Consider the following 23492-nt stretch of genomic DNA (forward strand, 5'->3'; position numbering starts at 1 on the left):
AGCTCGAGATTCGAAATTCAATTACATCATCCCGCCCATGCCACCCATGCCACCCATGCCGCCCATGCCGCCCATCTCGTCGTCATGATCGTGGCCGCCGGGCATGCCGCCCTCGTCCTTGTCCTTGGGCTTCTCGGTGACGCAGCAGTCCGTGGAGAGCAGGATGCGAGCGACGCTGCTGGCATTTTGAAGTGCCGTTCGGACCACCTTCGTCGGATCGATCACGCCGTCCTTCACGAGATCGGTGTACTCCTCCGTCAGGGCATTGAAACCGAACGCGCCCGGCTTGCCTTCGACCTTGTGCAGCACGACGCCCGGCTCGACGCCGGCATTTCTGGCAATGGTCATGATCGGGGCGGTCAGGGCTTTGCGGATGACTTCCACACCGATCTCTTCGTCATGGCTGACCGTCTTGACCTTGTCGAGCGCCGAGCGCGAGCGGATCAGCGCGACGCCGCCGCCGGGAACGATACCTTCTTCGATCGCCGCGCGAGTCGCGTGCAGGGCATCTTCGTAGCGGGCCTTCTTTTCCTTCATCTCTGCTTCCGTCGCCGCCCCGACATGAATCTGGGCAACGCCGCCGGCCAGCTTGGCCAGCCGCTCCTGGAGCTTCTCCTTGTCGTAATCGCTGGTGGTGACCTCGATCTCCCTGCGGATCATCTCGATGCGGCCGGTGATGTCCTTGGACGAGCCGGCGCCTTCGATGATCGTCGTGTTATCCGCGTCGATCCCGATCTTTTTGGCCTGGCCCAGGTCGGTGATCGCCACGCCGTCGAGTTCGATGCCGAGGTCCTTGAAGATCGGCTTCGCGCCGGTCAGGATGGCGATGTCTTCGAGCATCGCCTTGCGGCGATCGCCGTAGCCGGGCGCCTTCACAGCGGCGACTTGCAGGATGCCGCGGAGCTTGTTCACGACGAGCGTCGCCAGGGCCTCGCCCTCGACATCCTCGGCAATGATCAATAGGGGTCGCTTCGTCTTGGAGACTTTCTCGAGCAGGGGAATCAGCTTGGTGACGTTGCTGATCTTCTCTTCATAGACGAGGACGAACGCCTTCTCCAGCTCACATTCCATCTCGTCCGGGTTGGTTACGAAGTGCGGCGAGAGATAGCCGCGATCGAACTGCATGCCTTCGACGACATCGACCGTCGTCTCCAGGCTCTTGCCTTCTTCGATGGTGATCACGCCGTCCTTGCCGACCTGCTTGAAGCAGTCGGCCAAACGCTCGCCGACCTCGCGGTCGTTGTTCGCCGAGATGCTGGCGACGCGGATGATGTCCTCGACGTTCTTGGCGTCGGCCTTGACGGGGCGGGACTGATCCTTGAGGGCTTCGACGACGGCGTCCACGGCCTTCGCGATGCCGCGGCTGATCGCCATGGCGTCCGAACCGGCGGCGACGTTGCGCAGGCCTTCCTTGAAAATCGCTTCGGCGAGGACCGTTGCCGTCGTGGTCCCGTCACCCGCGGCGTCAGAGGTCTTGCTCGACGCCTCCTTCACGAGCTGCGCGCCGAGATTCTCATACTTGTCCGAAAGCTCGATCTCCTCGGCGACCGTCACGCCGTCCTTGGTGATCGTCGGGGCGCCCCAGCCCTTGTCCAGGATCGCCGTCCGCCCGCGCGGGCCAAGAGTCGATTTGACCGCTGCGGAGAGCTTCTCGACGCCCGCCAAAAGGGCGGCCCGGGCATCCTCGTGAAACGTCAGTTGCTTTGCTGCCATTGATGTAGGCCTCCAGGGAATGCGTTAATAAGGGGTTTCAGATGGTCGGTTCTTCACTTCTTGCCAAACCTCAGGATAGAGAATCCCTCACCCGACGATAAAGCAAGAACCATGCCCAAGAACGACGGGGAGCAGGATCGACGTATCTTGTTGTTTGATAAAGGTTTAGTCGCGAGACAGGATATGCCCGAATTGGAATTCCCCTGCCACTGCGGCAGTTGAGAACCAAGGGTACTGCCGTTGTGTCAGGGACCGCCTACCACGCAAAGTGAGCAAATGCCTTGTTCGCGTCGGCCATGCGGTGGACATTGTCGCGGGTGTTCATCGCCGCGCCCTGGCGGTTGAAGGCGTCGATAAATTCCGACGCCAGGCGCTGGTCCATCGGCCGGCCCTTCTTGGCGCGGGCGGCTTCGAGAATCCAGCGGATCGCCAGCGATTGGCTGCGCCGAGGGTTGACCGGCATGGGGACTTGGTAGTTGCTGCCGCCGACGCGGCGGCTGCGAATCTGGATGTTCGGGCGGACGTTGTCGACGGCGGTCTCAAAAATCTCGATCGGCGGCACGTCGGCAATCTTCCGTGAAACGGCGTCGAGGGCCTTGTAGAAGATCTGTGACGAGACGGTCTTCTTGCCGCTCCACATCATGCAGTTGATAAACTTGCTGGCCAGGCGGCTGTTGTACTTCGCGTCGCCGCGCAGCTGCTTGCCGGAGTTGGTCCATTTCTTAAACGCCATATCGAACACCTCGGTGGGGCGGGCTTTGCCGCCATTCTCTCTCTCGGCGGGTGAAACCCGCACGACGTCGTCGGATTACGCCTTCTTCCTCTTGGTGCCGTACTTGCTCCGCGACTTGTTTCGCCGCACGCCGAATTTATCCTGGTCTTCGACGCTCGCACAGTCGAGCACGCCGCGAACAATGTGATAGCGAATGCCGGGAAGATCGCGGACGCGGCCGCCGCGGACCAGCACGATCGAGTGTTCCTGGAGGTTGTGGCCGATGCCCGGGATGTAGGCCGTCACTTCGCGGCCGTTGGACAGCCGCACACGGGCGACCTTGCGCAGGGCGGAATTGGGCTTCTTCGGCGTCATCGTCTTGACGATGAGGCAGACGCCGCGCTTCTGTGGCGAGTTGTCCAGGTCCTTGGACTTGCTCTTGCGCACTTCATGCCGTCGCGGGTTGGCACACAGTTGATTGATCGTGGGCATGTCGTTCTCGATATACCTTTCTGGCCGTCCCCTCCGCTGGCAGGACGGTGGAAAACCCTACAGTTTACGTGACGGCCGCGGGATCCGTCAACACTACGCCATCGTGGCCGGCGATCCCTGAGAATCCTCGGCCGCGCTGGTGGCGAGCGAACCGCTCGTCGTGCCGGCCAGCGACCCTTCGGTCAGTCCCATGGTTTCCGGCTCCGCCGAGGCCGGGGCGCCGACCAATTCGGGCATTCGCACCTCCGCGGGCTCCTCGGGAGGCGGTTCCCCGAGGTGATCGACCGACATCTCCACAAAGTCCTTAAAGGCCGTTCCCGCGGGGATAAGGTGGCCGAGAATGACGTTTTCCTTGAGACCCACCAAATTGTCCACGGCGCTCCCCAGCGCCGCCTCGGTGAGGACCTTGGTCGTCTCCTGGAAGCTGGCCGCGGAAATGAACGATTCGCTCTGCAGCGCGGCCTTGGTGATGCCGAGCAGCACGGTCCCTGCCGTGGCCGGCTTGGGCTTGCGACCCTTGGCCGGGGCCTTGCCCGACTCTTCCAGCTTTTCGTTTTCCGCGTTCAGCTCTTCCTTGGTCACCGTCTGAGCCTCGACAAAACTCGAGTCGCCCACATCCGTGATCTTGACGCTCTTGCTCAAGCGCTGGTTCTCTCCGCGGAAGCGGAACTTGTCGATGATCTCGCCGGGCAGCAGCGCCGAATCGCCCGCCTGATCGACCTTCACCTTGCGCAGCATCTGGTTGATGATCGTCTCGATGTGCTTGTCGTTGATTCCCACATTCTGCGAGCGATAGACCGACTGCACTTCGTGGAGCAGGTAATTCTGCAACGCCTCCTCGCCCTTGATGGCGAGGATGTCGTGGGGGACCAGCGGGCCGTCGCACAACGGATCGCCGGCCTCCACGCGATCGCCCGCATGAACCAGCAGGTGCTTGTCCTGCGGGACGTGGTGCTCGCGAGCCTCGAGGTCCTTGCTGTCCGGGTGGATGACGATGGTCATCTTCCCGCGTCGACGGTCGCTGCGAATCTCAATCGTGCCGGAAATCTCGGCCATGACCGCCGGCTCCTTGGGCTTGCGGGCTTCGAAGATCTCCGTAACGCGGGGCAGACCGCCGGTGATGTCCTGCGTGCCGGCCAGTTCGCGGGGCCGGCGGGCCAGGAGCCATCCGGCCTTCACTTCGTCCTTTTCCTGCACTTCGATACGCGCCTTCGCGGGCAGATAGTGGTATTCCAGAATCTTCCCGTCGGCGTCTTCGATGATGACCTGCGGGTTCTTGTCGCCGCGGTGCTCGACCACAACGTACTTGGAGGCCTTGCCTTCGGTCTCCAGCCGCACCGTCTCGCCTTCGATGACGTCCTGGAAGCGGATGAAGCCGCCGGCCTCAGCCAGAATCGGCGTAAGGTGCGGGTCCCAGTTGCAAAGTACGGTCCGGGGCTTGACGACATCGCCGTCGGCCACGTGTACGCGGGCACCATAGGGTATCTTGTGCCGCTCGAGTTCACGGCCTTTTTCATCATTGATGGCCAGTTCACCGTTGCGCTTCAGGACGATGAGGCACTTTTCGTTGCTCGCAGGATCTACGAAAGGAACCGCATTCAGATCGTGGAACTTCACGGTTCCGCCGCTGGACGCCTTGATGTCGCTTTCAATGACCGATCGGCTGGCGACGCCGCCGGTATGGAAGGTCCGCATGGTGAGCTGCGTTCCCGGTTCGCCGATGGACTGGGCGGCGATGATCCCGATGGCCATGCCGGATTCGACGACCTTGCCGGTGGACATGTCCACGCCGTAGCAGCGCGAGCAGACGCCTTGCGTGCTCTCGCAGGTCAGCGGGCTGCGGACGCGAATCTTCTCCAGACCCAGGCCGCCTTCGGCCGGAGGACTTTCGATCCGCCGCGCGATTTCGTTCGTGATGATGTCATTTTCCTTGACGACGATCTCGTCGGTCACCGGATGGCGGATGGTGTCGCGGGCGATACGGCCGACGATCGACTCGGTCAGCGTGATATCGACCTCTTCGCCCTTGTACCGGGTTTCCTTGGTGATGCCGTTAATCGTGCCGCAATCGCGCGTGGTCACGATGACGTTTTGCGCCACGTCGGCCAGCTTGCGTGTCAGGTAGCCGCTGTCCGCGGTCTTAAGGGCCGTGTCAGCCAGTCCCTTGCGGGCGCCGTGGGTCGAACTGAAGTACTCCAACACGGACAACCCTTCGCGGAAGTTGGCCTTGATCGGCGTTTCGATGATTTCGCCGGAGGGCTTGGCCATGAGGGCACGCATGCCGGCGAGCTGGCGGACCTGGTCGGTGCTGCCGCGGGCGCCCGAATCGGTCATGAGAAAAATGGGGTTCAGATACTTGCGCCCACCGGGCGCGCCGGGCTGCACGTATTTCATGTCCGTGTCGCGGAAGTCGTTCTTGATTTCGTGCATCATCGCCTCGGTGACGCGCTCGCGAACGTGGACCCAGGTATCGATGAGCTGGTTGTAGCGCTCGAGGTTCGTGATGGCGCCCTGCTGAAACGCCTTGGTGATGCGGTCGACCTTCTTCTGGGCCTCCTCGATGAAGAACTTCTTCTTGTCGGGGATGCGCATGTCGGTCAGGCCGAAAGACAATCCGGCGAGCGTGCTGCGCTTGAAGCCCAGCTCCTTGATGCGATCGAGGAAGTCGATCGTCTCGGCGCGGCCGAGGTGGGCGTAGCAATCGGCGATCACGCGACCGGCGCCCTTTTGACTCAGCGGGTAGTTATAGAACGGCATGCCCACGGGAAGGATGTCATTGAAGATGAGCCTTCCTACTGTGGTCTTGATGACGCGATTGGCAGCGACAGGCACCGGCCGCTTTTTCTGCCCCTCCACCATCTGCTCGCGATCGATGCGAACGCGAATCTGCTCGTGGATCGAGATTTTGCCCAGCTCATAGGCGAGCAGGGCCTCTTGGAAGGTGGAAAACGATCGCTTGGGCTCCAAACTGGCCTCATGGGCGTGGTCGCACGTCAGATAGAAGATGCCCATGACGATGTCCTGGCTCGGCGACATGATGGGAGAGCCGCTGGCCGGGCTGAAGATGTTGTTCGTGGCCATCATCAGCACATGCGCTTCGACCTGCGCCTCGATGGACAGCGGCAGGTGGACCGCCATCTGGTCGCCGTCAAAGTCGGCGTTGAACCCTTTGCACACTAGTGGATGAATCCGGATCGCGTTGCCTTCCACGAGGACCGGCTCGAAGGCCTGAATACCCATGCGGTGCAGCGTCGGGGCGCGATTCAGCAGGACCGGGTGCTGGTAGATCACCTCTTCCAGAATATCCCAGATCTCCTGATCACGGCGCTCCAGCATCTTCTTCGCGCTCTTGATCGTGTCGGCGAAGCCGCGCTCCTTAAGCTTGCGGATGATGAACGGCTGGTACAGCTCCAGGGCGATCTTCTTGGGCAGACCGCACTGGTGCAGCTTCAGTTCCGGGCCGACGACGATGACGCTTCGCGCGGAGTAGTCCACGCGCTTACCCAGCAGGTTCTCGCGGAAGCGGCCCTGCTTGCCCTTGATCATGTCTGTCATGCTCTTGAGGGGGCGGTTGGACGAGCCGAGCACCGGCCGGCGGCACCGGCCATTGTCGAAAAGGGCGTCGACCGCCTGCTGAAGCATGCGCTTTTCGTTGCGAATGATGACTTCCGGCGCGTTCAGGTCGATCAGCTTCTTCAGGCGGTTGTTGCGGTTGATGATGCGGCGGTAGAGGTCGTTCAAATCGCTGGTGGCGAAGTTTCCGCTATCCAGCAGTACGAGCGGCCGCAAGTCCGGCGGGATGACCGGGATCACATCCATGACCATCCACGTGGGATCGTTGGCGCTGTTGCGCAGGCTCTCGACGATCTTCAGGCGCTTGGACAGGTCCTTGATCTTCTGCTTGCTATTCGTGTTGAGGATGGCCTCGCGCAGCTCCTGCCCGAGTTGGGCCAGGCTGAGCTTCCCCAGGAGCGTCTTGACGGCCTCGGCGCCGATCTGGGCCTCGAAGCTGTCGCCATACTTGTCGATGCTGCTGCGGTACTCCTCCTCGGAAAGGATCTGGCCGCGCTTCAGCGGCGTGTCCTTCGGCTCCACGACGACGTAGTCCTGGAAATAGACGACCTTCTCCAGGTCGGACGTTTTCATGTCGAGCAGCGCGCCCAGCCGGGAGGGCATCGCCTTGAAGAACCAGATGTGCACGATCGGCGCGGCCAGGTTGATGTGGCCCATCCGCTTGCGCCGCACGCGGCTGTGCGTCACTTTGACGCCGCAGCGATCGCAGATCATGCCCTTGTGCTTGGTGCCCTTGTACTTCCCGCAGAAGCACTCCCAGTCGCGCTCGGGTCCGAAGATCCGCTCGCAGAAGAGGCCGTCCTTTTCAGCGCGGTACGTTCGGTAGTTGATCGTCTCGGGCTTGCGGACCTCGCCGTACGACCAGGAGCGAATGTCGTTGGGCGACGCCAGCGAGATCTTCACCGCGCCGTAATCGTTCACGCGATCGTAAATACTGTCAGCCATCGTTTCCTTACCTCTGCGGCCTTGTCACAGTTGGCCGCGGCAAAAACTTTGAACCGCTTTCGCGTTGATTCGTCCCTTACTTCTGCACGGCTGCGACCGGGGCCGCCCCCGCCGTCGCAAGCCCCGCGCTCTTGCCGGCAATCGGCGTCACATTGAGCATCATGGGCACGACGCCGGCCGCTCGTCGAAAACCCAGCTCCTCGCAGAAATCCACTTCCGTTCCATACGCGGCGGCGTCGATCCGCTCGCAGCCCTGGTCGGCCAGCGTGCGGATCACCAGCTCCGCCATCTGCCGGGCGATCCCGAACTGATCGTGCTCGATGCGCCCATCAATGTGCGTCACGGCGCCGGGACCCTGCCGGGCCGGATCCAGCTTGCACTCCGTCAAATAGCCGCGAACCCCGTCAGCCAGGCCGCGGGCAATCCCGATGAGCCGGCCATCGCCTTCCCGGGCCGTCACAAAGCAGACGGAGTTGTCCACCATCCTCGACAGCTTGTCGACCGATTGCGGCATCAGGCATCCCTGGGCGTCGTAAAACGCCTTCAATTCGCCGATGTCGATCTTGTCCACGACTTCACACTTGATCTGGTTCATGATCGAACGCTCCTTCGCAAGGGCGTCGGGCCGCTCCAGCGGCCGGGCGTCGGGCCACCAATCAAATTAACCTGCCTTTTTCGAGCTGGATGTTCATCCCCAGCCCGCGGATTTCATTGCACAACACGTCAAAGGACACGGGCGTGCCCGCCTCCAGCGTGTTCTCGCCCTTGACCATCGACTCGTAAATCTTCGTCCGGCCTTCCACGTCGTCGGACTTGACCGTGAGCAACTCCTGGAGAATGTACGCCGCGCCATACGCCTCCAGGCCCCAGACTTCCATTTCGCCGAACCGCTGGCCGCCGGTACGGGCCTTGCCGCCGAGGGGCTGCTGCGTAATCAGCGAGTAGGGGCCCGTCGCGCGGGCATGAATCTTGTCATCCACGAGGTGGTGCAGCTTCATCATGTAGATGTAGCCGATCGTCACGGGCTGATCGAATCGGTCTCCGGTTCGGCCGTCGAAGAGGTTGATCTTGCCTCCGTAGGGCATCTTCGAGAGCATGAGGCCCTGTTTGTCGGCCACGGCGACGGCCTTGGGATCGGCGGCGAGGGTCTCGACCTTGCGATTGGCCTCCTCCACCGCGGCGTGCAGTTCTTCTTCCCGGCATCCGTCAAAGACCGGGGTGATCGCCTGGAAGCCGAGGATTTTCGCGGCCCAGCCCAGGTGCGTCTCCAGAATCTGCCCGACGTTCATGCGCGACGGCACGCCCAGCGGGTTAAGCATGATGTCGACGGGCGTTCCGTCGGCGAGGAAGGGCATGTCCTCGACCGGGAGGATCTTGGCGATGACGCCCTTGTTTCCATGACGGCCGGCCATCTTGTCGCCGACCGAAAGCTGCCGCTTGGTGGCGGTGTAGACCTTGACCATTTCGAGGACGCCGGAGGGCAGTTCGTCGCCGCGTTTGATCTGGGCGATTTTCCGCTCGCGCTCCTCGATGTGCTCGGCGATGCGCGGCCAATAGCGATTGTAGATCGGCTCGCACTCGTCGCGCTTGTTGGCCGGCTTGACCCACTTCACATTGAAGCGCCAGTTCTGCTTGTCGTCGCAGATCTGTTCCATGACGACGTCGGGATTGTCGCTGCGCCCGACGACCTGCTTGGTCTCGGGGTCCACGATGGGCTGGCCCGCGACGGCTTCCATCTCCTCGAGCATCTTTCGGAAGACGGCGATAATGCGAAGGTTCGTCGTGTTCTTGTAATCCTTGATCCGTTTCTGCACGAGGCGCTTCTGATCTTCGGAAAGATGGGTGCGCCGGCTGAACCGCTTGGCGTCGATCACGATGCCGGAGATGCCGCTGGGCACTTCCAGGGAATCGTTCTTCACGTCCTCGCCGGCGCGGCCGAAGATTGCGTGCAGCAGCTTTTCTTCGGGCGACAGCTCGCTCTTGCTCTTGGGCGAGACCTTGCCGACGAGAATGTCGCCGGGCTGCACTTCTGTCCCAACGGTGATGATTCCGTTCTCGTCGAGGCTGCGCAGCGCCCGCTCGGAGACGTTGGGGATATCGCGGGTGAATTCCTCGCGGCCGAGCTTCGTTTCGCGAATTTCAATCTCGTGCTCGTCGATGTGGATGCTGGTAAACGTATCGTTCTGAACGAGCCGCTCCGAAATCAGGATGGCGTCCTCAAAGTTGTAACCGTCGTACGTCATGAACGCGACGAGGACATTGCGCCCCAGCGCCAACTCACCGTTTCGCGTGGCCGGACCGTCGGCGATGATCTGTCCCTTCTTGACCTTTTGGCCGAGCTTGACCAGCGGAATTTGATTGAGGCAGGTTCGCTCGTTGAGCCCCTGGAACTTCCGCAGTTCGTACTCTTCCGTGTTGTCCAGCACGATCCGCGACGCATCCACGAAGGTGACCGTGCCATCGGTCTGGGCGTGGACCACCATGCCGCTGTTGTCCGCCACCACGCGCTCCATGCCGGTCGCCACGACCGGCGGCTCCGTAATCAGGAGCGGTACGGCCTGCCGCTGCATGTTCGAGCCCATCAGCGCGCGGTTGGCGTCATCGTGTTCCAGGAACGGGATCAGGCTGGCGGAGACGCCGACGGTCTGCTTGGGAGAGATATCGATATATTCAATCTCGTCCTTGGTCACGAGGGCCAGATCACCCCGAATCCGCGCCATGATATGGTCACCCGTCACGCGGCTCGCCTTCGGGTCCACCGCATCCGGCGGCGCCAGCACCGTCTTCATCTCCTCGTCGGCACGCAGGAACTCGTGTCCGCCGTTGACGCTCCCGCCCTTCTCCACCTTGCGATAGGGGGTAATCAAGAACCCATACTCATCGACGGTCGAGTAGATGCTCAGCGACGCGATCAGACCGATGTTCGTGCCTTCCGGCGTCTCGATCGGGCAGATGCGTCCGTAATGGCTGATATGCACGTCGCGGACCTCGAAGCCCGCCCGCTTGCGGTTCAAACCGCCGGGGCCGAGGGCCGAGAGCCGCCGCTCGTGCGTGAGCTGGCTCAGGGGATTGGTCTGGTCGACGACCTGCGACAACTCGCCGCGGCCGAAGAAGAACTCGATCGCCCCGGAGATTGCCTTGGAATTGATCAGCTCCGGGATTTTCCCGAGCTGGTCGGGCTCGCGCATGCTCATGCGCTCCTGCACCGTGCGGCGGAGCTTCAGGAAGCCCTTGCGAATCTCATCGCAGGCCAGTTCGTCAATCGTTCGCAACCGCCGATTGCCGAGGTGGTCGATGTCGTCCTCCGCGACGATGACGCGGGTCTGCCGCCAGCCGTACTCGTGGACATTGCCGACCGATAGCAGTTCCTTGTTGCCGTGCTTCTGAAGCACGGCGGAGACGCTCTCAAACGGCTCGAAGGCGGAGTGCTTGATGCCGCTGCCGAACAGCTCGCGCCATTCCGCCTCGATCGTCGCCTCGCCCGAAGCCGTGAGCCGCTTCGAATCCGCCTCGTTAAAGGTGTAAATCACCCCCGGCCGCGGGTAGTAGTTCATGAAATCGACCTGCACGACCTCTGGCTGGCCGTGCTTCGATGCCGCCAGATAGGCTTCTATCCCCTCCAGCAATCGCGAGGCGCGCGTCCGAATCGTCGCCACGATGTAATCGCGGGCCAGCTTCGTCACGTCCGAATCGCGGTCCTGCTTGCCCTTGCCGAGAAGCTGGCGCATCAGGTCGAGGTCGATCGAACCGGTCGGAGCCCATTCCGTCGGAGCATCGCAAAGGCTGCGAAGCTGGCGGTAGAGTTCCTTGACCACATCGATCGGCTGCAGTTTCTTGCGCCCGTCCCGGATCGAATCCAGTTGTCCGAGGACCACGCCCTCCTTGGGGTCTTTGACGGGCTGGTTCTTGGTCAAATAGCCGCTCAGTTGATCGGCCAGCTCGCGCGTCCAGCGGAGCATGCACAATTCAAACGGCACCCGCTGCGGCACCGAAAAACCAATCCGCTCCTGGCTGCGCAGGTCGAGCAGGTATCGCAAACACGCGACGAAGTCCGCCGCCGTCAATGTGTTCAGCGAAGTCGGGATCGAGAGCCCGAACTTGCGGTTGATGCGGAATCGACCGACCCGGCCCAGGCGATAGCGATTCGCGTCGTAGAATTTCTCGTGGAAGAGCTTGACCGCCTTGTCGAGCTGCGCCGGGTTGCCCGGCCGCAGACTCTTATAAATCCGCATCAGCGCGTCTTCATGGCTGTGGCTGCCGTCTTCGGCGAGGGTATTGAGGATCAGCGGGTCGCCGACCTTGTCGATGACTTCGAGTTGCTTGATGCTGCTGCCCTGAATCCGGGCCACGGCGTCGCCGACCTGGCAACCGGCCCGCACCAGCGGCTCGGCGTCTTCGCTCTCATCGAGGCGGACCTCGGACACGACATACATATCGGCGCGAAGATTGGCCACGCGGATCGTCTTCGTGGGATAAAACTCGCGGATGATGTCCTCATCCTTCCCATACCGAGGGTCCATCGCCCGCAGGAAACTCGTCGCCGGGATCTTGCTTGACTGGTCGATTCGGACGGCCATCACGTCCTTGCGCGTGATATTGATCTCCACCCAGCTCCCGCGCTCCGGAATGATGCGGCACGCGTGCAGCGGCCGGTCCGCCTCCAGCGTCTCTTTGATGAAGTCCACGCCGGGCGAGCGGTGAAGCTGCGACACGATGACGCGCTCGGCCCCGTTAATGATGAACTCCCCGCCGCCGATCATGATCGGGATATCGCCGAGGTAAATCCGGTCTTCGAAGATCTCGTCCTTATCCTTGCGGTGCAGCTTGCAGCGGATGCGCAGCGGCATCCCGTAGGTCAGGCGAAGCTGCCGGCACTCGTCCGGCGTGTAGCGCGGCTTGCCCAGCGAATAGTCGAGGTACTCCAGGACGATGTTCTCGTCATAACTGGAGATCGGGAAAACTTCCCGCAACAGGCCCTCAAGACCGGTCGGAGTCCGGTGCTCGGTCAGCGTGCCCTCCTGAAGGAAGCGCTTGTAGGAGCCAACCTGAATCTCGATCAGATTCGGCATGGCCATCGCGTCGCCGAGTTTGCTGAAAGAACGAATCTCTTTGGTGACGATCATCATGCACCCTTTGAACAGACCAGCGTGTGTGGTGTTGAAGCGGCTTCGATGTGCCGCGCTGCGGCGCGGACCGACCCGTTCGCGCGCGCGGAGCGGGCGTGGGGGAGGCCACTCTGTCGAAAAGAGGACCCGGAACGATTCGCCAACGGCGAGTACGTCATCGAGGAGCGCGCGGTCGAGCCGACGTTAAGTACCCAGGGACTGTCCTCCGCGGAGGCCATCTGGCGTCCAGCCGACCAGTCCCACACCCGATCAGCCAATTCCCGCCTCCGCGGCGGAGAAGTCAGTCAGTATAAGCGAGTTACGGGAAGGTGCCAGTGGAAAAATATTAGGCGCCGAAAACCTACATAAATATAGTGGCAAAAATAAGATATGATTCGGCCCTTGTTTTTCCTTTGGTCCTATTCGACCCTTATGGCCCTGGCGTCCTTTTTCATTTCTACTCCAACCCCTCCCCATCCAGCAAAAAACCATCGTTCCGGTGCGCCTTGCAATCCAGTCCGCGCTTCGGCGTCTTTTTCTTTTCGCGTTTGATCGCCGCTATCTCCTTCTTCAATTTCTTCACTTCTTCCGGTGTCACCTTGTCTATCGCATCCGCCGGCGCATGAAGTAGCCGCAGCCTCTGCCAAAACGTCGCCGCCGACCCTTTCGGCTTCTTCGTACGTACTTGCAATAGCCGCGCGAGGATCGACACTCGCTCTGCCGACTTACGCGCCTCCCGATCGTCTTTCGCCTTTGGCGCGCCCTTCGCCCCGCGGCCGGTCTTGGCCAGCAACTCGCCAAATTCGTTGTGCGGTTTGCGACCCCGACCTTCGCCCGGCCCTCCGTCCTTGTGACAAATGTTGCAGCTCACGACCGACTGAATCCGTTCGGCCGTCTCGGCGTCCGGTTTGTCTTTCGCATTGGCCGGGCTCTTCCGCGCCAGGATCTCCACCCAGTTCGGCACGCCGTCGCCATCCACATCTCGATCGTCCGCCGCGGTCTCATCCCCGTTTTGCTTCCGCCCGCCCTTCGCGTCGCGCTCCAGCCGCGCAATCCGGTCGGCCAGCGGCATCGACTTGGGCTGCGCCGCAATCCGCTCGCCATAGGTGTTTAGCTTGTTCCCCGCAGCCGTCGTATGACACGACACACACGACGCCATCCGGCTGATCAGTAGCACCCGCACCTGCTCATAGTGCCGCTCCTTCGCCGACGCCGGCATGACTTGAACCAGGAAACTCAGCCCAAATCCGATGACAAAAAGCAGGTAATTCCGCCCCGACATGCCTCCATATTAGAGCCAGTAGCTTCAATCTCAAAGAGCAGGTAGCGAGATCGAGGAGGGCGGGAGTCTTTGCTTACCGGCCTCCGGATTTCTTGCCTTCCTCCGACCCCTGCCTCCGCCAATCCTGTAAATCTCGTAAATCCAGTCATTTCCCTCTGCCCATTCCGCATTCCGCATTCCAACTTCCGCATTCGCTTGACCCCTCGTCCATTCCCCCTTAATAAATCCCCATGGCCACCGACCCCATCACCTGCTCCGTCATCACCCCCGAACGCCAGGTCCTCCAGACCACCGCCAATTCCGTCGTCTTCCCCGCCCACGACGGTCTCGTCGGCATCCTCAAGGACCGCGCCCCGTTGCTCTGCGAACTCGGCGCCGGCCCGCTCCGCGTCGAAGGCGGCGGCGGCACCAGGGAGTTGTTCGTGGATGGCGGTTTCGCCCAGGTCCTCGACAACCAGGTCACGATCCTCACCGAGCGGGCCATCCCCGTAGAAGACCTCACCCGCGAAAAGGCCCAGGCCGCGCTCTCCGACGCCGAAAAAATGCCCGCCTCCGACGAAGCAGCCGTCACCGCCCGCCAAAAAGCCATCGACCGCGCCAAGGCCCAGATCCACCTCGCCAAGAAATAGCGTCTGCCCCGAACCTTCCCGGTATACCCGCCTGGGCGGGCCGTGGCCGGTGGCGGTCGGATTCCCGCACGTCGCGAGGGCGTGCTGGTGGGTTTGATCGCTAGGTGGACCGGCGAAACAGGCTTGGAAACCTGCCACGCGGCTTGTGCCGGAGTGAAGTCGTGGACAAAAAGTCTCCGATGCCACCACGTCTTTCCGTGTCCCGATTTGCACGAGGGCGGGTTATGTTAGACTTTTGGTGACGCGCTTGGCCGTGTTTGTAAGCCATGACGACAAGTGACTCGACGGAACGTACCCCGCCCGCCTCAAAGGTCGACTTCTATGACTCGACCTACGGCCGGTTTGACGATTCACTCTACCGGGAGATCCGCCAGGAGACGTGGCAGGACGACTTTGGCCAGAATGGCTGGATCACCGCGAGGGAGCAGGATGAATTCATCGAATGGCTCTCACTCCGCCCGGGACAGCACGTGCTGGACATCGCTTGCGGCTCGGGTGGGCCGTCGCTCAGGATCGTCGCGCAAACGCGCGCCACTGTCGTTGGGGTCGATATCCATCCCGACGGAGTCCGCACGGGTCGGCAAGAGGCCGCCCGCCGCGGTCTGTCCGACCTGGCTTCATTCGAGGTGATCGATGCGCAAGGGCACCTCCCGTTCGCAGACGGTTCATTCGATGTTGTCATCTGCATTGACGCGATCAACCACCTTGCCGATCGGACCAAAGTGCTCACCGAATGGGCCCGGGTGCTCCAACCGGGTGGGCGTCTGTTGTTTACCGATCCGGTGGTCGTTACGGGTCCGCTCACAAGCGAGGAGATCGCCGCGCGCAGTTCAATCGGCTTCTTCCTCTTCGTCGCACCGGATACCAACGAGCGCATGCTTATCGACACAGGATTCCGGTTGACGAAGAAAGCCGACTTGTCAGGTGCGATCGCTCAAGTCGCGACGAACTGGCACGCGGCTCGTCAGAAGCGGGCCGACAAGCTGAGAATCATTGAGGGCGTTGAGACGTTCGAGGGTCAGCAGCGATTCCTGAGTGTTGCGGCCCGGCTCCCGCTCGAGCGACGCCTCTCACGATTTGCATACCTGGCGTGCACGCTCTGAGCATCGTCGTGCTCGCTCGTCGGCTCGCCCCGGGTTCGACTTAGGGGATGGAGGCGTGGGTCTGTCAGTAGGGGGCTTTGGCCACGGTCGAAATACTCGATTAAACTCATCTCCGACGCATGAGCACCCTCCTGCAATCCGTCTCGACCCCCACCGTTGTCGACACCCTCACCGCCCTGATCGGCCGCACGCCGCTCCTGGAGATCCGCTACCGCCTTAAGGGCTCCCCGCGCCGCCTGTACGCCAAGTACGAAGTCATGAACATGACGGGGAGTGTGAAAGACCGCATGGCCGCCCACATCATCCGGCGGGCCTACGAATCCGGCGAGTTGCAGCCCAATAACACGATCGTCGAAGCTTCGAGTGGGAATACCGGCATCTCCTTCGCAGCGATCGGCCGCGCCCTGAGCCACCCTGTACGCATTTACATGCCCAACTGGATGAGCCAGGAGCGCGTGCACCTGATGCAGAACTTCGGCGCGGAGGTCGTGCCGGTCTCTCGCGAGCAGGGCGGCTTCCTCGGCTCGATCAAGATGGCCGAGGAATTTGCCCAGGCGACGCCCCGTGCCTTCCTGCCGAGGCAATTCGACAATCCCGCCAACATCGAAGCCCACGAATTCACTACCGGCCCGGAGATCGAAGAACAACTCCTCGAGTTCGGCATGCAGGCCGACGCCTTCGTGGCCGGTGTGGGTACGGGTGGCACCGTCATGGGCGTCGGCCGTTACCTTCGACGAAACGGTCGAAATGTTCGCGTGCATCCGCTGGAGCCGGCCAACTCACCCACGCTTCGCACCGGTTGCAAGGCCGGCAAACATCGCATCCAGGGAATCTCCGACGAGTTTATTCCATCCATCGTGAATCTCAAGGAATTGGACGACATTGTGGACGTGTGGGACGGCGACGCCATCCTCATGGCCCAGTTGATCTGTCGATCTCTGGGCCTTGGCGTAGGCATCTCGGCCGGCGCGAACCTGGTCGGTGCAATAGGGTTGGTGGAGGCTCTCGGTTCCGACGCCACCGTCGTGACCGTCCTGAGCGACTCGAATAAGAAGTATCTTTCGACCGATCTGTGCCGCGAGGAGCCCGTCCGCGACGACTACTGGACGCCCAGGGTGCAATTCGAATGCCTCCGCGCCGTTCGATAACTCCCGTTTGCCTCGCGACTCTTGGATTGGCTCTTGGCCTCTGTGGCTGTGACGCGGGATTCTACCCGGACCAGAATCTGTTTGTGCCGCTGGAGGTGCTGGCCCGTTCGGACGAGGCCGTCGTCAGGCTCTACACCGCCCCGGTCCCGCTCATTGGGCTGGTCGATGTCCACACGTGGTTCGTCGTGAAACGGGCGGAGGCTCGTCAATTCGATCGCTGGGAATCGTGGGCCGTGGTCATCCCGCCGGAGGGATTCATCATCAAAAACCGTGAGGAGCCGGAGGGCGATCTGGCGGGCTTCGGCGGAGTCCGGGTGCTGGCGGAGCTGCGCGGGCCGGCGGCGACGCCGATCATCGACTTCCTCGAGACGCGGGCCGAGGAGTACCCGTGCGTCAGCGTGTATGTCGTCTTGGGCCCCAACAGCAACACCTGGACGCAGTGGGTGCTGGATCAGGTGGGCTGGCCGGTCGAACTGCCGCCCACGGCGATCGGGAAAGACGCGGCGTGTCCTTGAGGCGAAAGGACAAATCGAAGACGCAAGAAAGGCTGGTCGACGAAGGGCTGGAGGTCGGTTGTAGCCGGTTACCTGAGTCCCAGCACATTGCCGCCGGCAAGGAGACGAATGGCCTCCTTGAGGAAATTCAGGACTCGCGCGCCATACTCGCGACTTTCTTCAATCGTACAAGCCTGCCCTTGCGCTTCACGATGTTCTTGTAGTCCCACTGAATCTCGATCGACTTCTCGAGCCACCTTTTGAGGTCCTTGGCGACAATCTGATCGACAGACGTGTACCTCGCTTCGGCGGCCTTGAAACTGCCCTCGGTCTCCAGACCACGCTCATCGAAGGATTGGCCGCTCCAGAACAGGAGGCGGATGCAGTCCTTGAGCTTGCTGTAGCCGACAATCGGGTTCCCGTCGAGGAACCAGACCGGGTGCCGGTGCCAGATCTTGTTCTCCGCGTCGGGCAGGTGTCGATCGATGGCCTTGGCGAGGGCGTCACAGATGCGCTTGTCGCCGGTCGATTGGGCCGCGTTGTACGCGAGAATGTCTTTGTGAATCGGCATGGGGGTGTTCCTTCGATCGCGGTGGCGGCGCATCATCGCGCCGGCCGCCCCCGGCTGCAAGCGAGGGTTAGGCCGCTCACTTGTCATTATTGCGCATCTCCTGCCCGCCGGAGCAGCACGGCGCCCAGTAAGCAGGGCATGATCCATGGAATGGCCGGGATACCGGCGATCACACCTGGCCGCGTGTACAACGGTGCGGTGTTGGCGGAGATTTCCGGGAACTGGAGACCCCTCAACACCAGGAGCAGCACGAAAATCCCGCACGCTATCACGTAAGCACGGGTAGCGCCGCGGCCAAGAAGGCGCGCCTGCCCCAGCGCGACGGCGAATATCCCGGTCGTAACGTAGGTCATCAGGCATGCGAAGAATTCGAGCGCGCTGTAGAGCGTCCCCAGAATCGCGGGCGGAGGGGTCTTGTCCCCGCCCATGGCCACGGCAACGTGCGCGAGGGACATGTTAAGGCAAACGAGATAGGCCCCACCGGCGGTTACGTTCGCGGCGAAGCCGATGGTCGCGTAGAAGCGCTCGCCGCCTTCGTACAGAGCCTCTTTCAGGACAACGAATGCGCTGGTCACAAGGATCGAATTCGAAACAAGGACCAGATAACGCATGTAGTTCTCTCGTACGGTGGCCTGAAACGGTGGACCAATTCCCACCCACAACAGCGAAATGATTGCCCAGGGCAGGATGAAGAGGACGCCAGCCAGCGCCAATTTTCGCGCCCCGGCCTCCTTGAGGCCGATCACACGGGCGCCGACGGACCACGCGGCGATCACGACTGCTGTGAACAGGAGGCCTCCGATTCCTTGATATACACCCACACTCCGCAGAGGACGTGCGCTAACAGCTGCAACAGCGAGAAAGGGGAGCACGCAAAGGAAGATGTACGCGATACGGCGAAAACCTTGGTTCATCGAGGTCTCCTCAGTAACCCGTTTCACGGGCGGCCCAACCGGCCGCTTTCATGCGATGATCATACACGGGGCCACCATCGCCTGATTCGGTCGCAGTAAGCTTCTTACTCCTGACCGAAGGTTCGTCGCAGTGCGGGCTCCTCGTACTCTACCACGAAGGGTTAAGAAAAGGTGTCAGGATGAATTATGGAGATCACAAAAATCTTCCTGACACTTTTTTCGCGCGAGCATATTTGCAAGAAATCAGCCAGGCCTCCGACTCCGAGGCATGGTGCTAGTTGAGCCGGTCGCGCCACTGGTCGAGTGTCCGTACAAGCAAGGTCTTCATGCAAGGGTTATCACGCTTCGATCTTTACCGACTTGATGGTCACGATCAAGGCAGCGTTCTTAGGAATGCGATCAAGTTCTTTGTCGCCGTAGCAAAGATGAGGCGACGCCTTGAATTTCCGCATACCACCTTCACGCATTCCCTCTATGCCATACCTGAGGCCGGCGATGATGTTGCGATCGTCGAGAGCAATCGTGTCCCACTGCTCTTGAACCAGGAAGTCTCCGTGACTCAGTTGCATGTCGTACAGAATGCGCACTCGATCCGTCGATCGGAGAACTGCGCCTGAACCAGTCGAATCCTCGATGATCTTTATGCCAGACTTGGACATGGATTCGCCTTCAGGATCCACCGGTCTCAATCGGAACGAGAGCCAGCTTCTTGTTCCATGTCGCAGCAGCTTCTCATCGAGCACTTGCCTCGTCATCGGCGACAGGGCAGCTCAGGCTGTTGCTATACATCCCCGACCGATCGAAGCAGCAGGGGCGTCGCTTCCCCTTGGCGAGCATGTCGCAGGCCGTCGCGATGCGTTTCACGCGAGTCTCCGCCTTTTTGCCCGAATTGATCCAGTGAATGAAGTCCCGTCGCGCGGCCGGCGTGATGTCCGACCACGCCTCCCGCGCCTTCGGCGGGGCGGCCGCGAGCGCCTTCCGCAGATCAGTCGGCACTTTCGGTTCCGGTTCCTCCGCCACCGGCGCGATTTCCAGCGTGACGACGTCTCCCGCCTCCGCGCCCGCGGTTTCGCGCATTTTGCGGTCCACTTTGAGCCAGTGGCCGCCTTGGCCGTCCGGCTCGAGCGTGGCTCGAAGGGGGCGGCCATTGAGCGTGCCTTCCACGGTCACCTGTCCCCGCGACGGAAGTTTCGCACTGGCTTCTTTAGGCAGGGTCAGAAAGGTCCACGCGACGGTATTCCCGGTCGCCTTCGGTTTGAGGAGTGTCGCACGGAAATGGATCGTGGAATTGGTCTTGGAATCGCCGCCGTTGCTTGTTGTAAGGGGGCGACCGACCTTCGTTGACTTGATGGACGTGTTGTTGGCCATTGCGTTCACTCCAACGATGGACTCTGCGACATTCACCGACGGCCGCGAAAGCTCCTCAGGAGACGATGAAGGAATCTCGGCTTCAGCAGTGGTTGCGAGCCTAGCCGTTCGTTCCACTCGCCGGACGCGTTGCGCACCAGATGTCGGTTTCCGATGCGCAACTCGGTCCCGGCGGCGTGGTCAACAAACTCAACGAACTGCGGCGCAAACCACAGTTGCTCGTTCCTGGCGTCGATCATCACGTTGATGGCGAAGTCCTCCGTCATCTCGCCGATGACTTCGACACCGGTGACAGAAGGCGTGGTCTCGCCGTAGACTCTGCCGGTCAATCCCGCGAGACCGAGACTTTCCGTAAGCGACGTCGCCCGAATGCGAACATGATCGCCAAAACTGGGAGTGATGTCGCCCATGTCGAATAACGTATGGCCGTTGAGCAACCGGGGCGGCGCACGCGCGACGCTCGACCGCAAGTAGATTATACCGTCGCGGCGGTTCGCTCCAGCGGCGGGCTATGCCACTAAGCAACTGCCCGGTCAGGTCGGCGAACCAGCGGGGACAACGGCTGTGACTGGGGCAGCCGCCGTGCTCGGTGTGTGACGCGGGTCCCTGTAGACCAGCCCAATGACCAGACCGCTCATTAGGTTCTCGACGAATCCAATCCCGATCCAGCAACCCGCCAAGGCATCGGACATGCGCATGAACGACCAGAAGCCCACCGTCATCGGTACGGAATAGAACAGCCACACGATCAGCCCGTAGCGAAGTCCAGCCCGTACTCCGCGACGCGGATACCAGCCGGCAAAGATGAACACGAACAGGCTGACAAACAGCACACGGCTGAGCATGTAAATCGCCACATGTTCCTGCTCTTCCGGCCGGGTGATTGACGAATCGATAGCCAGGCGGCCCATTATCAGTCCGAAGATCACGCCGTTTGCCACGGCCTGCGTGATGAAGACCGCTGCGATGGCTATCGCGATGCGCCTCTTGTTCATGCGAGCACCTGCTTTTGACTGTGATGGGCACGTCCCGTGCGGCGCAGGCGCTGGGGAGTCTGTCCGGGCACGCGAACGAGTTGACCTCTCGATTCCAAGTCAAGTTGAACGACCTTGGTGTACCACGACACCGAGCCGGCTTTGGGAAACAGATCGGCCGACACTTGTGCCGCGACACGTGCAACCAGCTCCTTGAAGGTGAGGCCCGGCCCGCCGCGCGGGACGGACGCAAGAATGGCGGTGCGGATTGGTTCGTACTTCTCGATCGTCACCGCGAAACCGCCGCAGCTTCTGTTCACGTTTTCGGTCTTCATGTTCACCTCCCGGTTGGGGGTTTTGTCGCGGGCAGACGCTACGCGCGTGCCCCGTCCAAAACTTCGCACAGCTTCTTTTCGACCATCTTCTTCCATCCCTGGCTGAGCATCGCGTGCAGCTCGCCGCCCCACGGTTCCTGGAAGTTCGTGTGCTCAAGCATCAGCCGGGTGCCGGCGCCGGCCGGTTCCAGCGTCCAGCGCACGACGGTCGGTTCCTTCCAATCGACGTCGCCGAGCCACGTGTACGCGAGCTTGCGGGGCGGGTCGAGTTCGATGACTTCGCATTCGACGAATCCGCGCCAACCCGGCATCGGCTTGGACTGAAACCGGAAGCGGTGGCCGACGAGAGGCTCAAAGTCGTTGGGCATGAGCCACTCCGCGAGCAGCACGGGGTCGGTGAGGGCGCGCCACACCTTCTCCGGCGAATGAGGCAAATCGAATGCGAGCGAAATGGATTCAGATTGCGATCGTGCGGTCTTGTCGGAGGGAGTCATTTGTCCATTCTCTCCAGCAGTTGTTCAAGGCGATCGACGTGTTCCGTCCAGAAGGCGCGGTAGTGCGCGATCCAGTCGATAAGCGGCTTCATCCCGCGCGGTTCCACCCGGTAGTAGGCACAGCGCCCCGCGCGCCGGTCTTTGACCAGGCCGGCGTCTTTCAAAGCGGCGAGGTGCTGCGAGACCGCCGGTTGCGAGATATCGAAGCGCGCCGTGAGGTCCTTCACCGCCGCTTCGCCGCGCATGAGTACAACGAAGATCGCCCGGCGGCTGGGGTCGGCCAGCGCCTTGAAAACCCTATCTTCGACTACGGCCGCGCTGTGCATCTTCAAATCATAAGCAAATACTTATTGATTGTCAAGCAGGAAAAATGGGTAGATTTCGGCGGATGAAGCCACGAAACGGGCGAATCCCCGAAATCGTCTGTTTAAACTGCCGTCTGCTTGGCGTCGCTCTTATTACCACAATCAAAAAGCACATCGACGCGCTCGTCGAAGGGTTCAATCTCTCAAAAGTCGGTGCGACTGGATTCGAACTCTTCGTCCTGCCATCGTCGGTTTCATGCTTGCCGTATTTATTCCTTATCCCCTCTCCATACACCACTTGCGTGTTATCCACCCCAAAGCCTGATTTTAGAGGGAGCGCCGAGCAAGGTTGGTGTTCAGGACAAAAACGAAGGCTGACCGCGTGCCTCGGCCAAAACCCCGTCGCTCGCGGCCCGGGAGATTCCCCGCGCCGCCACCGACGACTCGTGGTCGATCGCACGCAACGAAGTTGTTCTGGGAATTTCAGTATTTTTTAGGTTGCGACGCCCTGTTCAGCCGAAATGCAGGACCGCAGGTGTGAAGATGGGTAACTTCAGCAACGCTTCAAATGCTGCAGGTGCTCGCGACAATGGAAGGCCTGGATCGGTGTCCATCATAGAACCTGTTTATGCCTCTTTGCGGCTCAATGAGGCTCCTTGTAGGGGGGGCACGATATTGCGCACCGACCCGGCCCACCGGCGGATGTGGCCGCTCTTGCCAATCGGCAAACCGAGATCATGTTCATCTGTCAATCATGTCCACTCTTCCGTTCGATTCCGCTCGTTTGCACAAAAAAAAATTGGTCGCGCAGCGACCCGGCCATCCATCCCTTCGTGCCTATGTGCCTCAGTGCCTTTGTGCCTCTCTTCACAATCTCGTCCCTTCCCCGTTCTCCGCCCTCACAAACGGATCGTACGCCAACTCAATCCGAAACAACCGCGACGGATCAATCGGCACGTGCCGCGCGTCCAGGTCCTCCAGCGTCGGCTCAATCGCATGCCGCAGCCGATCGAGGAAATCAGGGATGTCGAGGCCCATGAAGACGGGCGGGAGGCCCTCGAACAATTGCCCGCACGACACAAAAACCTGCCGCACCCCGACCGCCCGGCCGCGGCGGAGCAGCTCCAGTGTGACCGCCCCCTGGATCAGGGCGCGATAAAACCGTTCGCGCCGCGAGTCGCGGACCTGCGACCAGGCCTCCTCCCAGGTCTCGTGGGCCTCGAAATAGTCGCCCTCGTTGAACAGCCGAAGGCCCTCCAGGTAGATGCGATGCTCGGTGTCGAGATTGAAATCATCGTTCATAGCGTTGCGGCCTGCGACCGAGAATTGTACCGC

Annotated in this window: 21 protein-coding genes; 4 read left to right on the forward strand and 17 right to left on the reverse strand. The window is 61.4% G+C overall.

What is annotated here, in order from left to right; translation table 11 throughout:
- Positions 1-21: 21 nt before the first annotated feature.
- The 7 genes from groL to VJZ71_06415 all read right to left on the reverse strand — a co-directional run bounded on the left by groL (position 22) and on the right by VJZ71_06415 (position 13822).
- On the reverse strand, positions 22-1713 hold the full coding sequence (gene groL / locus VJZ71_06385) for a chaperonin GroEL (protein HKQ47676.1): 1692 nt from the start codon (positions 1711-1713) through the stop codon (positions 22-24).
- Between the two features lie 256 nt (positions 1714-1969).
- Positions 1970-2446 carry a 30S ribosomal protein S7 gene (rpsG, locus tag VJZ71_06390; GenBank protein ID HKQ47677.1) on the reverse strand — a complete coding sequence of 159 codons (477 nt, stop codon included), beginning with the start codon at positions 2444-2446 and terminating at the stop codon, positions 1970-1972.
- A 75-nt stretch (positions 2447-2521) separates the two neighbouring features.
- A complete protein-coding gene (rpsL, locus tag VJZ71_06395) occupies positions 2522-2917 on the reverse strand; it encodes a 30S ribosomal protein S12 (protein ID HKQ47678.1) in 396 nt (131 codons plus the stop codon).
- Between the two features lie 93 nt (positions 2918-3010).
- Entirely contained in the window at positions 3011-7435 is a 4425-nt protein-coding gene (rpoC, locus tag VJZ71_06400) for a DNA-directed RNA polymerase subunit beta' (protein HKQ47679.1), read from the reverse strand.
- Positions 7436-7511: 76 nt separating this feature from the next.
- Positions 7512-8030, reverse strand: coding sequence for a hypothetical protein (locus VJZ71_06405; protein HKQ47680.1), 519 nt, complete (start codon positions 8028-8030; stop codon positions 7512-7514).
- A 61-nt stretch (positions 8031-8091) separates the two neighbouring features.
- Positions 8092-12561 (reverse strand): DNA-directed RNA polymerase subunit beta, encoded by a 4470-nt coding sequence (gene rpoB, locus VJZ71_06410; protein HKQ47681.1) that lies wholly within the window; start codon positions 12559-12561, stop codon positions 8092-8094.
- A 436-nt stretch (positions 12562-12997) separates the two neighbouring features.
- Positions 12998-13822, reverse strand: a complete 825-nt coding sequence (locus VJZ71_06415) for a hypothetical protein (GenBank protein ID HKQ47682.1) — start codon at positions 13820-13822, stop codon at positions 12998-13000.
- 230 nt (positions 13823-14052) lie between these two features.
- Between VJZ71_06415 and atpC the strand changes: the two genes are divergently transcribed.
- The 4 genes from atpC to VJZ71_06435 all read left to right on the forward strand — a co-directional run bounded on the left by atpC (position 14053) and on the right by VJZ71_06435 (position 17217).
- On the forward strand, positions 14053-14451 hold the full coding sequence (gene atpC / locus VJZ71_06420) for an ATP synthase F1 subunit epsilon (protein HKQ47683.1): 399 nt from the start codon (positions 14053-14055) through the stop codon (positions 14449-14451).
- Between the two features lie 266 nt (positions 14452-14717).
- Entirely contained in the window at positions 14718-15554 is an 837-nt protein-coding gene (locus tag VJZ71_06425) for a methyltransferase domain-containing protein (protein HKQ47684.1), read from the forward strand.
- A gap of 119 nt (positions 15555-15673) precedes the next feature.
- Positions 15674-16702, forward strand: coding sequence for a cysteine synthase family protein (locus tag VJZ71_06430; GenBank protein HKQ47685.1), 1029 nt, complete (start codon positions 15674-15676; stop codon positions 16700-16702).
- 26 nt (positions 16703-16728) lie between these two features.
- Entirely contained in the window at positions 16729-17217 is a 489-nt protein-coding gene (locus tag VJZ71_06435) for a DUF3750 domain-containing protein (GenBank protein ID HKQ47686.1), read from the forward strand.
- 127 nt (positions 17218-17344) lie between these two features.
- Here VJZ71_06435 and VJZ71_06440 read toward each other — a convergent pair whose 3' ends face one another.
- The 10 genes from VJZ71_06440 to VJZ71_06485 form a co-directional block, all read right to left on the reverse strand.
- On the reverse strand, positions 17345-17761 hold the full coding sequence (locus tag VJZ71_06440) for a DUF1801 domain-containing protein (GenBank protein HKQ47687.1): 417 nt from the start codon (positions 17759-17761) through the stop codon (positions 17345-17347).
- 92 nt (positions 17762-17853) lie between these two features.
- A complete protein-coding gene (locus VJZ71_06445; GenBank protein ID HKQ47688.1) occupies positions 17854-18681 on the reverse strand; it encodes a hypothetical protein in 828 nt (275 codons plus the stop codon).
- 338 nt (positions 18682-19019) lie between these two features.
- On the reverse strand, positions 19020-19340 hold the full coding sequence (locus VJZ71_06450) for an FKBP-type peptidyl-prolyl cis-trans isomerase (GenBank protein HKQ47689.1): 321 nt from the start codon (positions 19338-19340) through the stop codon (positions 19020-19022).
- A 73-nt stretch (positions 19341-19413) separates the two neighbouring features.
- Positions 19414-20049, reverse strand: a complete 636-nt coding sequence (locus VJZ71_06455) for a YdeI/OmpD-associated family protein (protein ID HKQ47690.1) — start codon at positions 20047-20049, stop codon at positions 19414-19416.
- Positions 20050-20081: 32 nt separating this feature from the next.
- On the reverse strand, positions 20082-20459 hold the full coding sequence (locus tag VJZ71_06460; protein ID HKQ47691.1) for a hypothetical protein: 378 nt from the start codon (positions 20457-20459) through the stop codon (positions 20082-20084).
- Between the two features lie 123 nt (positions 20460-20582).
- The gene (locus VJZ71_06465) at positions 20583-21044 is read right to left on the reverse strand and encodes a hypothetical protein (GenBank protein HKQ47692.1); all 462 of its coding nucleotides are present in this window, start codon (positions 21042-21044) and stop codon (positions 20583-20585) included.
- A complete protein-coding gene (locus tag VJZ71_06470; protein ID HKQ47693.1) occupies positions 21041-21358 on the reverse strand; it encodes a hypothetical protein in 318 nt (105 codons plus the stop codon). Before VJZ71_06470 ends, VJZ71_06465 begins: the two co-directional genes overlap by 4 nt.
- 38 nt (positions 21359-21396) lie before the next feature.
- Positions 21397-21852: an SRPBCC domain-containing protein gene (locus VJZ71_06475; protein ID HKQ47694.1), complete on the reverse strand. Its 456-nt coding sequence runs from the start codon at positions 21850-21852 to the stop codon at positions 21397-21399.
- The gene (locus VJZ71_06480) at positions 21849-22178 is read right to left on the reverse strand and encodes a metalloregulator ArsR/SmtB family transcription factor (protein ID HKQ47695.1); all 330 of its coding nucleotides are present in this window, start codon (positions 22176-22178) and stop codon (positions 21849-21851) included. The genes VJZ71_06475 and VJZ71_06480 overlap by 4 nt, the downstream gene beginning before the upstream one ends.
- Positions 22179-23024: 846 nt before the next feature.
- Complete coding sequence (locus tag VJZ71_06485) at positions 23025-23459, reverse strand: DUF309 domain-containing protein (protein ID HKQ47696.1); 435 nt, start codon at positions 23457-23459, stop codon at positions 23025-23027.
- Between the last annotated feature and the right edge of the window lie 33 nt (positions 23460-23492).

The organism is Phycisphaerae bacterium (genome assembly GCA_035275405.1).
In the GTDB taxonomy this organism is placed as follows: domain Bacteria; phylum Planctomycetota; class Phycisphaerae; order UBA1845; family UTPLA1; genus DATEMU01.